Origin of the sequence: Flavobacterium zhoui (assembly GCF_042787235.1) — a bacterium.
Classification (GTDB): Bacteria; Bacteroidota; Bacteroidia; order Flavobacteriales; family Flavobacteriaceae; genus Flavobacterium; species Flavobacterium zhoui.
On record NZ_JBHZPY010000002.1, the window covers coordinates 341,773 to 357,668 of the forward strand.

9 protein-coding genes are annotated in these 15,896 nt (G+C 35.4%); 5 read left to right on the forward strand and 4 right to left on the reverse strand.

Annotated elements, in window-relative coordinates:
* Nucleotides 1-211 precede the first annotated feature (211 nt).
* The 5 genes from ACFX5F_RS04530 to ACFX5F_RS04550 are packed head-to-tail and all read left to right on the forward strand — an operon-like array spanning nt 212 to nt 6,516.
* The gene (locus tag ACFX5F_RS04530; protein WP_379850321.1) at nt 212-1,276 is read left to right on the forward strand and encodes a glycoside hydrolase family 130 protein; all 1,065 of its coding nucleotides are present in this window, start codon (nt 212-214) and stop codon (nt 1,274-1,276) included.
* Nucleotides 1,269-2,561 carry an MFS transporter gene (locus ACFX5F_RS04535; RefSeq protein WP_379850323.1) on the forward strand — a complete coding sequence of 431 codons (1,293 nt, stop codon included), beginning with the start codon at nt 1,269-1,271 and terminating at the stop codon, nt 2,559-2,561. The genes ACFX5F_RS04530 and ACFX5F_RS04535 overlap by 8 nt, the downstream gene beginning before the upstream one ends.
* Nucleotides 2,562-2,580: 19 nt before the next feature.
* Complete coding sequence (locus ACFX5F_RS04540) at nt 2,581-4,308, forward strand: glycoside hydrolase family protein (RefSeq protein WP_379850325.1); 1,728 nt, start codon at nt 2,581-2,583, stop codon at nt 4,306-4,308.
* Nucleotides 4,309-4,320: 12 nt separating this feature from the next.
* Nucleotides 4,321-5,955 (forward strand): alpha-amylase family glycosyl hydrolase, encoded by a 1,635-nt coding sequence (locus ACFX5F_RS04545; RefSeq protein WP_379850327.1) that lies wholly within the window; start codon nt 4,321-4,323, stop codon nt 5,953-5,955.
* 45 nt (nt 5,956-6,000) lie between these two features.
* Entirely contained in the window at nt 6,001-6,516 is a 516-nt protein-coding gene (locus ACFX5F_RS04550; protein WP_379850329.1) for a cupin domain-containing protein, read from the forward strand.
* Nucleotides 6,517-6,815: 299 nt separating this feature from the next.
* On the opposite strand, the gene ACFX5F_RS04555 is transcribed toward ACFX5F_RS04550, so the two are convergent.
* The 4 genes from ACFX5F_RS04555 to ACFX5F_RS04570 form a co-directional block, all read right to left on the reverse strand.
* Nucleotides 6,816-8,282, reverse strand: coding sequence for a glycoside hydrolase family 130 protein (locus tag ACFX5F_RS04555; RefSeq protein WP_379850331.1), 1,467 nt, complete (start codon nt 8,280-8,282; stop codon nt 6,816-6,818).
* Between the two features lie 856 nt (nt 8,283-9,138).
* A complete protein-coding gene (locus ACFX5F_RS04560; protein ID WP_379850333.1) occupies nt 9,139-11,535 on the reverse strand; it encodes a glycosyltransferase in 2,397 nt (798 codons plus the stop codon).
* 1,678 nt (nt 11,536-13,213) lie between these two features.
* Nucleotides 13,214-13,399, reverse strand: coding sequence for a Thivi_2564 family membrane protein (locus tag ACFX5F_RS04565; RefSeq protein WP_379850335.1), 186 nt, complete (start codon nt 13,397-13,399; stop codon nt 13,214-13,216).
* A 271-nt stretch (nt 13,400-13,670) separates the two neighbouring features.
* On the reverse strand, nt 13,671-15,845 hold the full coding sequence (locus ACFX5F_RS04570) for a catalase (RefSeq protein ID WP_379850337.1): 2,175 nt from the start codon (nt 15,843-15,845) through the stop codon (nt 13,671-13,673).
* Nucleotides 15,846-15,896 lie beyond the last annotated feature (51 nt).

Sequence of the window (15,896 nt, forward strand, 5' to 3'; positions counted from 1 at the left end):
ATTTAAAAAAAATTGCTGCTTCTCTATTTTGAATTGGTTTCAAATAATCAAAAGTAAAATCTAACTGCACAACGTATACTTACGAATTTAACAAATTTTCATAGATCTGCAGCAACTTTTAAGTCCAATAAAAATTGGCTATTTGTTGTATATGTTTAAATGAACGCAGACTTACAAAAAATAAAACTAAAAAACTAAAAAATAGAATAGCATGAAAGACATTGCAAAACGATTTGAACAAAACCCATTATTATCACCGAAAGATTTGCCTGCAAGCACAGAAGGGCTGCAAGTTACCTGTTTGCTGAATCCGGGTGTCTTTCAATATAATGGAAAAACGTGGTTATTGGTAAGAGTTGCTGAAAGACCAGAACAAAAAGAAGGCGTGATTTCTTTTCCGGTATTAACCGATAAAGGAACTACTGAAATTATTGAAATCGCTAAAGATGATTCGGAATTAGATGCCAGTGACGCCAGAATTATTAACTACAAAGGAGTAGATTATTTAACTACACTTTCACATTTAAGATTGTTGTGCAGTGAAGATGGGATTAATTTTCACGAACCAGCAGATTATCCATTACTTATAGGGGAAGGAATGTTGGAAACTTTTGGTATCGAAGACAGCAGGGTAGCTTTGATTGACGGTAAATATTATTTGAGCTTCACTTCCGTGTCGGATAATGGGGTAGGTGTTGGTTTACGTACGACTACTGATTGGAAAAATTTCGAAAAACACGGAATGATTATGCCACCTCATAATAAGGATTGTGCCATTTTTGAAGAGAAAGTAAATGGGATGTATTATGCCTTGCATCGCCCGAGCAGTGTTGAAATAGGAGGAAATTATATTTGGATTGCTTCCTCTCCAGATGCGATTCATTGGGGAAATCACAAATGTATTATCAAAACCAGAAAAGGGCTTTGGGATAGCAAAAGAGTAGGTGCTGGTGCGGCTCCTATTAAAACTGAAAATGGCTGGTTAGAAATTTACCATGGTGCCAATGAAAGTCATCAATATTGTTTAGGCGCTTTTTTAATGGATTTAGAAGACCCTACAAAAGTAATTGCAAGAACACAAGAACCTATCATGGTTCCTACGGCAGACTATGAATTGAGCGGTTTCTTCGGCAATGTAGTGTTTACTAATGGACACATCGTAGAACCTGATGGGGATACAATTACAATTTATTATGGCGCTTCAGATGAATTTGTTTGTGGTGCGAAGTTTTCAATAAAAGATATTTATTCACTTTTAAAATTTGACCATGTTTAAAAAAATTAAAAATGAAATTGACCATTTTCAGAGTCAGACGCGAAATTTTCGCATTCTGATTTTTACCAATTTGGTTTATGCTCTAGTGTTGCCGGTCATTGATATTTTCGTAGCTGCTTATATTATGAGAAACTCAAATGATACTTCTAAAGTAGTAATTTATCAGTTGGCCATTTATACTGGAATACCACTTACTTTCATATTAAATGGTTTTCTGTTGAAGCATTTCAACATTCGAAAGCTATATTCTGCCGGAATGATGCTAAGTGGTGTAGCAATGATTGTCATGATGTCGTTCGAGATATTAGATTTAACCGGAATTGGAATAGCGGGAATTATAATGGGGATGTCATTTGGTTTATACTGGTCTAATAGAGATTACCTTGCGTTAGCTATTACAAATGACAAAAACCGTAATTATTACTATGGACTGGAGACTTTTATTTATACTATTATTGCCATCATTATACCTGCAACGATAGGTTGGTTTATCCAATCAAAAACGGGAGATGCAGAGAAACATGATGCTTACATTATTATCACAGGAATTGTCTTTGTTATCACTATTTTAGCTTCTGTAGTCTGTTTCAGGGGGAAATTTGAAAACCCCGTTCAAAAGCAATATGTATTTTTCAAATTTCATCCGTTGTGGTATAAATTACTTTCTTTGGCTGCTTTCAAAGGTTTGGCGCAAGGATTTTTGGTTACCGCACCGGCAATGCTTATTTTTAAATTATTAGGAGAAGAAGGTGCATTAGGAAATGCACAATCGATTGGCGCGGTATTAGCGGCCATCATCATTTATCTGATCGGTCGTTTTTCTAAGCCGTCAGACAGAATTAAGATATTTTCTGTAGGGCTTATTCTTTTTGCCCTTGGTGCTTGTCTAAATGGATTTTTGTACAATCAAACAGGAGTAATTATATTTTTGTTATTATTGTTGATTGCGAAACCATTAATGGATTTAGCTTATTTTCCTATTCAGTTGAGAGTGATTGATATTGTTTCCCACATTGAAAAAAGAGGTGAATTTACCTATATATTGAATCATGAAGCGGGTTTGTATATCGGAAGACTTTTCGGTGCAGGAACATTTCTAGTTTTATATTATAGTGTATCCGAAGATTTTGCTTTGCGTTATGCCGTTGGGATTATTGCTACATTGCAATTGTGTTCCATTTACATTAGTAAAAAAATCATCAAAGAAGGCAACAAACTTTCTACTGAGGAAGACGTAGAAATCGATATGAAAGTCCTAGAAGATGTAGCTACCAAATTAGTTTAAACATAAATCAAATTAAGAAATGAATACTATTTTCAAAATCACTTTTGCCGCGCTGTTTTTAATCTTTTCCGGAAGCAATGCAGTAGCGCAAGTAAAACAACAAAAGATAGCTCGTGTAGATCAAATGCCAAACTTGCCGGAACCATTTCAAATCATCGACTATAAAAAACTAGCGGTCCGTTTTGATAGTACGGTGTATGATTTCAATGCCAAAGGTAAATATTGGCCTATGGTATGGATAGATAGCAGTAAAAAGAATTTTCCTCAGGATGTTGTTGGTTTATATACCGCAGTTGCTGATGTAAGACAAGGAACCAATAATAAAGGGATGTTTCATGAAGCGCTTGCTACTATGGGTGCCACATTAGGAGCGAGTTTGGTTGGAATTGACAAAACTAAGCAACAAAATAAGAACTATGTTGGTATGCTAAAAAATTATTTCAATTCGGAAACTGGTTGGGATATTATGATGAATAATACCTGTCCTGAAGTTGCTTTATTGGGCGGCGGCTATGGCCGCGACTGGTGGTATGACGTGTATCCGAATCTCTTGTTTTATGCCGTTTACGATAAATATCCTAATGAACCTGGCTTTGAGGTCATCGCCAAAAGCATTGCCGAAAAATTCTTCAAAGCCGATTCCATTTTGAATGGGAATTATGATTATTCCTATTTTGATTATGGTAAAATGAAACCCATGAAAAATAATATTTGTGCACAACCAGATGCCGCTGCGGGTCATGCTTGGGTTTTGTATGCAGCGTATAAAAAGTTTGGTGATCCACGATATTTAAAAGGAGCCAAAAGTGCCTTATCTGCGTTACAATCTCAACCTATAAACCCGACGTATGAGTTATTAATGCCTTTTGGTGCATATTTAGCGGCAAGACTAAATGCTGAAGCAGGAGTAGAGCAATACGACACGAATAAAATGCTGGGTTGGACCTTCGACGGAACTGCTATTTGTCGTGAAGGTTGGGGCGTATTGGTAGGCAATTGGAATGGTTTTGATATTTCAGGAACTGTTGGCAGTACAGTGGATCATGGCGGTTATGGTTTTTTAATGAATACCTATGATATGGCTTGGCCAATGGTTCCAATGGTTCGCTACAATCAATCCTATGCTACGGCTATTGGAAAATGGATGTTGAATGCCGCAAATGCATCCCGTTTTTTTTATCCGCAATACATGCCTAATGAGCATGAAACAATTCCTGAACTGGCTGAGGTAAGTAAAGGAGTCATTGGATATGAAGGTATTATCAAACAATCCAGCTATAAGGAATATGAAAATTTAAAAGGACCTGTAGCACAAGGGGACGGACCGCTTTGGGTACCTGGTCAAAATCCAAAGGAGTCTCAATTTAGTGTTTATGGGAGTGGACACGTGGGGATCTTCGGGAGTATTATCCGCGAAACGAATGTTGCCGGGATTCTGCAACTCAATTTACTGGTTACGGATTTTTATAGTGATAAAGCCTATCCTTCTTTTTTATATTACAATCCTTATACGACTAAGAAAAATGTTTCAATACAAACAGAGCAAGGAAAAAAAGTCGATTTATATAATACAGTTTCTGGACGTTTTGTAGCCCATAACGTTTCTTCTTCGGCTAAAATAAAGATTGCACCAGAGAGTGCAGCGGTACTAGTTTGTGTTCCTTCAGGAGGCAAAATAACGTATGAAGGTTCAAAAATGCTGGTGAATGGTGTTGTGGTAGATTATAACTTTCAACAGAAAAGATAAAAGGATTTGCTTATGAAATGTAATATAGGAATTATTACTCTATTTTCTTTTTTTATTTTTAATAGTAGTTCTATGGAAGCACAAGACGCTAAGAACTCCCAAAAATGGTGGAAAGAATCAGTGTTTTATCAAATCTACATGCCTAGTTATGCCGACAATAATGGAGATGGATATGGTGATTTTAAAGGAATGACCCATAAGTTGGATTATTTGAAAGGCTTAGGTGTAAAAGGGATTTGGCTGACTCCTTTTCTGACTTCCCCAAAAGTAGATAATGGTTATGATATTGCTAATTATTATGAGGTAGATCCCACTTATGGCAGCAAATCCGATTTTGACATTTTCTTAAAGGAAGCTCATAAAAGAGGAATCAAAGTAATTATGGATATGGTACTGAATCATACTTCTACGGAATGTAAATGGTTTCAGGAATCCCAAAAATCTATTAATAATCCGTATCGGGATTATTACATCTGGAAGGATAAACCCAACAATTGGGAATCTTTTTTTGGGGGTACGGCTTGGGAAAAAGACACGTTGACCAATCAATACTACTATCATAAGTTTGATAAAAAAATGGCAGATCTCAACTGGTCCAATCCAAAAGTAGTTGCTGAGGTTCAAAAATTGCTTCGTTTTTGGTTGGATAGCGGCGTCGATGGATTTCGATTGGATGTGATTAATTTTTTAACCACTAACGGAATTACAGCTGACAACCCTATAAGAGAAGGTCAACAAGAACATATTAATGACATTGATCAGGCAGGTGTAAAAGATGCTATGCGAATAATAAAATCGACCGTAAACGAATATGATGATCGCTTCATTGTTGGCGAAATAGGAAGCGACAAAATTGAGGTTTTAAAGCAATACCAATCACAGGATTTGTTGGATGTGGTTTTCAATTTCAACTTTGGAAGTATTAAAACATTTTCTTCACAGCGCATTTTTGACGAGTTGCAAAGTATGGAAAAAAATATGAGTAATTATCCAACGTTATTTTTTGGAAGCCATGACATGCCGCGAATAATTGACCGATTAGCCGATGGTAACCCAGATAGAGCCTTGGCATTAGCGGCTTTGATGCTTACCGCCAAAGGAGTTCCTTTTGTTTATTATGGCGAAGAAATCGGGATGCATAACATTATCTCCAACAATTTGAATGAAATGGTCGATATTCAAGGAAGAACTCATTATCAATTGGCTTTGGTCAAAGGTAAAAGTCCTGAAAAGGCTCTTGTGGAAGGAAATGAACACAACCGCGACAAATCTCGAAGCCCGATGCAGTGGAATGGAAATGCTTTTGCGGGATTTTCAACCAAGAAAACTTGGATTAAAATTAATTCGGATTATATGAAAGTCAATGTTCAGCATTTAATGAATAAAGAAAATTCTATTCTTAACGGTTACAAAAAACTGATAGCCTTAAGAAATAACGAAAAAGTGTTGCAATATGGAACCTACGACAAATTGGAACACAATGACAATCAAATTTTGTTTACCCGATCTTATGAAGGAGATAAAATAACCGTGGTACTAAATTTTGGCTCAGCAAAGAAAGTAAGAATTCCAAAAGGAGCAAAAATCCTATTGGGAAAACCGAAATTGAAACCAAACGACTTTATTATTTACAGAAACTATCATTAGCAAAAAAACATCAATCGAATATTTTTACTTTTTAAAACAATAAAAATGAATCTTAACATACCTAGTACTTTAGAAAAAAGTGCTGTTTTTGAACAAATTGCAGCGGCGCTAAAACAAGAAAATTTTATCGTTATAAAACAAGATGAAACCCGTCCTTGGGGAGGCTTTTTTGTAATTGATGAAAGTCAGGCAGCAGCTTTTGCCGCTAAATTTTTTCCTCATCTGGGAATGGATGCGATTAGAATTACCAATAAGTTAAGCCCGAAAATTCTGGTCGTGGCTCCAAATAAGCGGTTGTCATGGCAATTTCACCATCGTAGAGCAGAAATATGGAAAATACTTTCGGGTGTTGTTGGTGTAAAAACCAGCCTAACTGATGAAGAAGGAGACATTAAGGAACTGCAACCAGGCACTTTTATCCAAATGGACAAAGGAGAACGTCATCGTTTGATAGGCTTGGATTCATGGGGAATAGTGGCTGAAATTTGGCAGCACACTGATCTTGAAAATCCGTCTGATGAAGATGATATTATTCGTTTGCAAGATGACTTTGGAAGATAAATTTAATAATTTTAGGAAAAATAAATAATCCTAATTTGTTAGAAATAATCTTTTAGCTTTGTGACCCTGTCGGGACAATTTTAGAACCATTTTTTAGAAGATCTGAAGCTTTTGAGTGGACTATTATATATTTAATAAAGCTAACAAAAGCATTAATTTATTCTTACCTACATATCCACTTTAACTAAATATATCCAGGTAATAAGTGATTCAAACAACGCAAGTTTTTTTATAACAATTATCAGAATAATTTTAACTCTCGTCAATGAAATCAGTAAAGACATTAACGCCTCAAGTCATCATTTACTTTTCTTCAAAGCCTCGATCAATTCTACCAAATCGACTACACCATAAGTAGATGAATAGTCTGAAACGGCATAAGGCAATATAAGGCTATTGTTGTGAATAATCGAACCACAAGAATACACTACATTAGGTACATAACCTTCCCGCTCATCTTCCAGTGGTGAAAGCAGGGGCTCTTTAAGTCTTCCAATTTCCTTTGAAGGATCATCAAGATCAAACAGTGAAGCACCTATGCAATACCGTCTCATAGCACCTACACCATGAGTAATAACCAGCCAGCCTTCTTCGGTCCAAAGCGGCGATCCACAATTTCCAATTTGCGTAAACTCCCATGTATAACGGGGCTCCTGGAGGATAACTGGATCATTCCATTGCGTAGGCCTTTCGGAATACATAAGGTAATTGTTAACACCATCAATTCTGGACAGCATAGCATACTTACCCTTGATTTTTCTAGGGAATAACGCCAGGTTTTTATTTTGAGCACCGATTCCATATAAGGGCATTACACGGAATGTATAAAAATCTTCAGTAGAAATGAGTTTTGGAAGAATTACATGACCATTATAAGCCGTATATGTAGCCATTACTTTATCTGATTTATCATCATCCACAAAGCGCACAAAACGGGCATCTTCAATACCACGGCTTTCAGAATCAGATATCGGAAATATAACACGCTCGGTGATATCGGAATCGTGTTTGAATTGCAAATCATAAAATGAATCCGCCAACCAGATTACTTCTTCGAGTGCAGTTCTTCTCTCCTGGCGGATCATTGGATCGCTTAATGCTTTATTCACCAAACTTTTTAATATGGCGTACTCAAATTCGTCTGGCAGGTCCTGCATAATGCGTGTTGAGTATTTGTCAGAGGTATGCATTTCTGCCAATTTCATCAGAAATCGTTCTTTGTTGTATAAGGTTTTGTGTACAATCTCTGCTTTATCAATGTTATTACCAATTTTCATCACTCGGAGATTGTTATTCTTATCCAAGATTCCTCTTCTAAAGACAATGGATGAGATATGACCTTCCCCAGTGGCACGGAAAGAAATGATAACACGCTTCTCTCCTTCTTCGAGATCCGACTGATCGAAATCTTCCACAATGGAAGGGTTAAAAATAGCGGCGGATTCAATAGCATATTCCATTGTACAATAGGAACCGATGAGCATTTTTCTTTCCTGAGACAGACCGTCATAGTCGATTTGCATCCCTTCAATTATACTTCTAATTTTTTCGCAATGCTTAAAAAATATACTTGAAATATTTCTATGGCGTCTGGCAAATTCCCGGAGTGTATGTTCTAGTGTGTCTATAACTTGTTTTTCATCCAACATCATTATGCGGCTCACCATCTGTTGCGTCCGTTGCTCACCATTCATAAAATACCGCGCAACAACCCTCTTGGAATCAGGAGTGAATATTATATTTTTTCGGATTACTGGAACTCGCATAGCTTTATTTTTAAATTATAATAAAATTAAGTACGCTTTTTTATGTAGTGATAAAAAGTCGTTTAAGTTTATTACCTCGTAGCTCGTTCCTGTTTTAGACGAACCTACAAGGGTATTTGTTTGAAACGTTTCCATTTTCGCTCCAAGTGACGTCTACCTCTAAACCTGTCCAATAAAGCGTTGATACCCAAGCCAAGCGTTGATGAAGTAAATAAAATTATTGAAATGCTAACGCAAAAAGACTTTATTCTTTTGTTCTGAAGGTCATTTTGTTGACGCTATCGGTCTCAACCTGATTCAGCACGAATCACTTTAAGAAGTTGGGAATTTTGGAAGCTCAAACTTTAGTTAAGTGATTATGTCAAAATTACAAAAATAATAATAAAATAAGTGTTAATATTTGATTTACGGAGCGAATGCTTTTTTAAAGACCTGATGATTGACGGCAACCAAATTTTAAATATTAATTTCTATTAGCTCTATCCTTCAAACTTTAACTGAATAATGTCGTCTCACATGTAAGGTGAAGGCTTCAAATTTCTTTTATAAAGATTACCCAGCATTTAGGATCAATAGTGCAAGTTGTAAAAAGTATAAAATAAGAAGGTATTTAAAAACAGAAAAACCAAAACATAATTTTTTGGTTTTCTTTTGCGAATAAAGAGAGATTTGTTTCTCTTATTGCATATCAGTTTTTGCAGTGCAGTCAAATATCCCAAAAACAAATGTTTATGTCAGATAAAATATAGCCATCTCAATGTAGTGAGACGGCTTATTTAATATAAATATTTGGATTATGAGTAAGCTAGAAGATAAGTGTTCTTATTGCTTCTAAGAACCTGATATCATAAATATATTATGCAAATTGATTTTTGCTGTTCAATTTCAAATAAAGCTTCTTTTGACTTTCAGTGGTCCTGAAATGTTTAAGTATTTTTTTGAATGTTTTTTTAACGGTTAGCCTTGCCATTAAATAACTTACTGTAGATTCTGCTCCTTGATTCAAATTGATATAAGTGTCTTCCAGCCCGTCATAACATCCTCCCGTACAGGGGTTATAAATAATTTGTCTCAAATGATTGTTTCCTAAAAACCAACTGAAAGCAATTTCTATTTTTTGTAAATAGGCGTCTTCTTTAAATACATCATAGAATTTGCTTAAAGCCAAAATGGTATAAGCAACATCTATTGGTTGTTCACCGCCTAATGGTGTCGGAATAGACTCCTTTTCTTTATGCAGCCACCCTTTGTTAGAAACTACATTTATGCAATTTTCTCTGAATATTTTTGACAAAAGAAAGTCAAATGAGGATTTGGCAGTTTTTTTATAAACAGCATCTCCAGTTGCTAACCAGGCGCATAATAAGGCTTCGGGCAAAATGCTGTTTCCATAAGTAAGGTAGCTCTCGAACCAAGCCCATTTTTTGTCGGATTCATGTCTGTACATTTGAACCAATCTATTGGCCAGTTCTTTTATTAAAACTACATTTTTTGCCAATTTATTTTTTGCATTACTATAATACACTCCTTTTATTATAAATGCCATTGCTCTGGTAGAATATATTTTATTGACATTCAACAAAGCGGTATCCATCGTAGTTTGTGCGGCTTTCGCTAAATTTTGTGGTATCAAATCACCTATAGAAATTAAATATCCCAATGCCCATATAGCTCTTCCATTGGAATCGGATAAGTTAGTGGTATTATTTTGATTTGTAAATTGTTGATATTCATCTATATAGTTTAAGAAATGTCCTCCAGGCTGCATACAATATTTGATAAAATCAAAATAGATATAAATGTATTCTAAATCGGTTACGTCTTTTGTCAATTCAAAATGTTGGCACATTGCAACCATAGCTCTTGCGTTATCATCTAATGTGTAGCCGGAATTTATATCTGGCTGATTGATATTTGAAAACTGAATCATTCCAAAAGAAGTGGTTAATTTTTTTATGTGATCCAAATTAATTTTGGGCATTTTAAAATGCAAAGAAAGCGTGATTTCTGCAATTTTTTCGAATAATAAAGCGTGAGCAATTGCCGCATTTTCCCATGCTGTTGGTGCTATTTTGTGCAATGCATTGGCGCTGGTGTTTTTTCTCAACTGCTCGTCTAGTAACAAATGGTTTACTTCTATGGCTAATTGTTGAACGTTTCCAAAATCTACAATAATTCCAGATCCACCACACAATACTTCGCTGGCATGCGGAATAGGGGTAGAGACAATTGGACATCCACAACTCATCGCATAAGAAAAAGTGCCACTGACAGCTTGGTTTGGATCTTTGGATGTAAACAAATAAATATCGGTAAGTTGTAAATATTCCAATAGATTCGATAGCGACAAATAGCGATTAATAAATTGTACGTGATTTTGCAGTTGCAGGGTTTCAATCTTCGCTTCGAGCATTAATCGATATTTTTCTCCCTCTTCTTTTATGACAGATGGATGTGTCTTTCCAATAATTAGAAACAATACATCGTGATTTTCTTTAATTATCTTGGGTAACGCATCTAGTGTGGTTTCAATGCTCTTTCCGGAACTAAGTAACCCAAAAGTGGAAAGTACATTTCTACCCGTTAATTTATATTTTTCCTTCAAAAGTGCTTTGTCAGAATGAGGAACTAAATGCGTTCCATGCGCGATGATGGCTATTTTCTCTGAAGTAACCCCGTAATCATTTATTAAAATTTTTGCGGATGAACTGGTCATTACAATAATAGAATGGGCCGATTCGGCTATTTTTTTTACGTTTTCTTTTAATAATTCATTTGGATTTGGCAATACGGTATGAAAAACAAGGATTACCGGTTTTAGAAGAGTATTTAAAAACTGTCTAAAATCGGGCTCTTTTTTTCTAAACAATCCAAATTCATGTTGTATCAATACAATCTGAATAGCAGTGTTATTATTAATTTTGGTCGCTAAATTTTGGAAAGCATTTGTATGGTCGGTATTCAGAATATATTGTGTTGGTTCGGAGTAAACATGTTGCTCATTTTGGGATTCTAGCGGGCATATTTTTATCTTGAACGAATGTTTGAATTTGTTATCCAATGCCTTAATTAAATCCTGAGAATAAGTCGCAATGCCACATTCGCGAGGAGGATACGAAGTGATAAATAAAATTTCGGGCAACTTCTCTTTAGTCTCAGGAATATATAAAGTATTAAACTCCAAAAAATTCCCTTTTTTTTGATTTCCTGCAGATCGTACAATGGAACTTTTAGTTGTGATTCTGTTTTTCATTTTTTTGGTATTAAGCATTAATTCTTTCAGTAATTAATATTGATCAACAGATGTACAACCTATCCGTTCATCGGCAGCGCTATAATAAAGTTAAAGTGTATCTCTACATAATGCCGTGGCAAAAACATACATTATTTACTTCTTCTTTCAATTCCCATATCAATTCCCATATCAATTCGGGTTTAAATGATTGCTACGACAATCGAGCAATTTTTTTATCGAATTTTGTAAGTCCATTACCGCAGTGTAAGCAGATAAATAGTATACTTTCTTTTTTGGCTGCTATCATGATTCCTTATTTTGATTGGCTTTCTTAAAAAAAACATTAGCAAGAAGACAATAACTTTTATAATTGTTTTCGCTATTGAAATGTAAAGTTCGATTTCTAATGTTAAAATCCGTTGCAAAAAATTGTTAAAAAGTTATGTTATTTACATATTGTCAAGTTGTTATAAAAGAAACGCCCGTTATTAGTATTGTTAGGTTATTAGCCATGTAAACTAGTTAGGAAATTTGTATAATAACTTCGCAAAATTTTTACTAGGGATTCCTTGTGAAGCAAATAAAACATTTAAAATTCTTGTAGTTAGACACAGATTTTTTTTCAAAATTTTTAAAACAAAAAAAGCTATTGATGACTAACAGCTTCTTCTTCCAAACTAACATTGAACTAGGTAATATATCTCTTTAACACGATGTTTTCAATTAGGCTGATCTGTTTTTTGCACGACCAAAAGAAGTCTTATTACTCACTATTAGTTTACTTTTGCCAAATCTTATAGTTTTAATCTAGTATTGGAGATTGCTCAACCATCTAAGGATCTTTTACAGAATCGGTATAACTATGTTAGCGATCTAAGTTGTAAACATCTGTTGTCTACAGCTCTCAATAAACAAGTATGTACCTTTGTGACGGTTTACTAGATTTTCCAACTCGTCTAGTTGAATCAAAGTAACTATTTTTAGTTTATCGTTGGTGTTTTTGAAGAAAAGTGTACTGGCGATATCCGTGATTTTTTTGGAATCTTGAGGAATAATTTCAGGACAACCTGATCTTTAGGATAGTTCCTTTTGTAATTAAACAACGGTTATCAATAGCGGCAACAACGTCTCTATCAGAATCAGGACATTTATCGTCTCTGTCTGATGCGCCAAACCGTGCTTTTCTTTAAAAAAAAAGTTAGAAATGCAAATCAATTACTAATTTGTAAATGTATTTCAAAAGCATTTACGGTTTAACGGGTATGTAGCTCTTATATCTTTTCGTTGGTAATAGAAGGAAGGTAGAAAAACTTCTATGCTTTAGCTGCCGTTACGGGCGACCTACCATTCAGATAAATACTATTAAATTAGTTATTTTTTTAATTTCAAAAACTATGATTCATCTTTTGTTGTATGAACTAAACTAATGCCTGATATGAAGAATATAAGGCCCAGTATACCATAAATGACGAGCATATTAATGTCAAGTTTACCACCAGAGGTATCCATAAATATTAAAGCAGTATAAATAAGACCACTTATTCCGAGAGCAGTAAATTACGCTCCAAAGATTCTTTTTAGATTCATGATTTTTAGTTTTAAAGATTTGTTGCTATAAAATTTAATTTTTGTATTTGATTATTGTTTTTGAAAATTGTTCGATTTCAGAATCGATATTTGAATGCAACATGCATTTTTATACATGTACATCCATCAAGCTATTGAAAAGTCCAAACACCTTGAGAAGCCAAATAATCACAACAATAATCACCACAATGTTAAATATTTTTTTTATTGTCCCATCCATAGGTATATAGGTATTGACAAGCCAAAGAAGAACACCTACAACAATTAATACAAGTAATACAGTAAGTAATGACATAAAATATGATTTAGAAGTTAATTAAAAGTATCCCAGTTAATTCCAGAAAGCATTATATAATTTTAAAAATAAGTTTTCGTACGCTTCAATTCTGTCGTTGTTGATTTAGATGAGTTTGTTTAACACTTCAATTTATTTTTTTTATCCATTTTATTTTTAAATTGTTAAGAATCATTATTAATTATTGTAAACTTTTGCCGTCAATTTTTAAACTTTAGATTCATGCTTTATAATTATTTTATCCGAAGTGTTTGTCATGCGATAATTCATCCTAAGCGGGAACCTTACCCCTTTTTTCGCGTTCCCAAAAACGATGTTGTGCGATTGCATTTATAAATTCTTTAGAATCACGATTAAGCAACACTCCGGTTGCAAGGTTGTTTTTATCTGCTTTGTCTTCGTTTTGAATTTTAACCCCGACAGCAGTCAGATATATGAAATCTACACCAGATCCATCTGCAGCTATAGCTTTACAATGTTTATACGCTTCATTAATGAAATGAATAGCATCAGGTTCTTCTTTTAATGCAGTAGCACTTCGCTTTCCATCCGGCACATATACTGCGTCAAATAAAACGGAAGCTGCGGTTAAAAAACTTTGATCAACTTTGATTTGTTTACTCGTTGCCGTTGCAATAAACCCTAAGTGAGGCGCAATAATTTTTGTTTGTGCTCCTGCGGCTTCGAGTGCTTCTTTCATGGTATTTAATGAAATATCATCAATCCCATCAGCGGCAAGTATCGCTACTTGTCTGGTCTTAATACTATCTTTAACTGTATTTTCCATACTTAGTGCTGCTGAACTTTTCAATGAAGATTCCACTTTTATGGGTTGAAATTTCATTGGATCACCATCAGCAGGAATACTTTGATTCATTGGTTCTTCAGGGGCTTTTGGAACAGGTATGCCTAAGCCCTCCGCAACTTTTTCAGCCAGCGTTTTGTCCACTTGGGTAAGCATGCCTACTACTCGCACTCGAATAGCCTCTGTTTCCAGTTTACCTAATTCAAATAACAAGGCATCGACAATATGATTTTTTTCGGTTTCACTTTGGCTGTTGTAGAATAATGTTGCCTGACTGAAATGATCAAAAAAACTTTGACTGCGTGCACGGACTTTTCTGGCATCGATTCGCTCATTGTACGAAACAAATCCTCCATCGGCCGCTCCGGCTTGGAACGGACATCCATTTCCTGTCGCGTTCGGATTATAACTCGACTGACCTGTATTAATGGTTTGCCGCATTATTCCGTCCCGTTGATTGTTGTGTACAGGTGCGATGGGGCGATTGATCGGTATTTCATGAAAATTAGGGCCTCCCAGTCGGCTGAGCTGTGTGTCTGTATAGGAAAATAATCGACCTTGTAATAAAGGATCATTACTGAAATCAATTCCGGAAACAATATGACCGGGATGAAAAGCTACCTGCTCAGTTTCTGCAAAAAAATTATCGGGGTTGCGATTCAGTGTCATTTTACCAATTATCTGCACCGGAACAATTTCCTCAGGAATAATTTTGGTAGGATCAAGCAAATCAAAGTCAAACTTATGTTCGTCTTCTTCCGCTACAATCTGCACTCCAAAATTCCATTCCGGAAAGTTGCCGGTTTCTATAGCTTCCCATAAATCTCTACGATGATAGTCAGTGTCTTTTCCCGAAATTTTTTGTGCCTCATCCCATGTAACAGAATGAACACCCAATACGGGTTTCCAATGAAACTTTACAAATACTGATTTATTATTTTCATTTATGAAACGAAAAGTATGAATGCCAAATCCCTCCATCATCCGCAAGCTTCTCGGAATAGCACGGTCACTCATCGCCCACATAATCATGTGCATGCTCTCCGGCATCAGAGAAACAAAATCCCAAAAGGTATCGTGTGCGGATCCCGCCTGTGGCATTTCGTTGTGTGGTTCTGGTTTTACTGCATGAATAAGGTCTGGAAACTTAAGGGCATCCTGAATAAAAAACACAGGAATATTATTCCCGACTAAATCATAGTTGCCTTCTTCGGTATAAAACTTAACTGCAAATCCCCGTGGGTCACGCGCTAAATCCGATGACCCACGCGATCCCGCTACGGTACTGAACCTTACAAATACGGGAGTTTGCTTGCCTGGAGTCTGCAAGAATTTAGCCTTGGTATATTTTGACATGGATTCGTGAAGTTCAAAATATCCGTGTGCCGCACTTCCTCTTGCATGCACAATGCGTTCTGGAATTCTTTCATGATCAAAGTGCGTAATCTTTTCACGAAAGTGAAAGTCTTCCAGCAAAGTTGCGCCACGTTCGCCTGCCTTTAATGAGTTTTGATCATCGTTGATTCGCAATCCATGATTCGTGGTTAAAAATTCACCCTGACCACTCTCTGTGTTTTTAGCAAGGTCATTAATTTTAAGATTATCAATCTCTTTTGTTTTTGATGTTTCCTTCTTTGCCATAATAAATAAAATTTGTTAATTTATTTTACCACTTGAAATGAGTATTTTTAG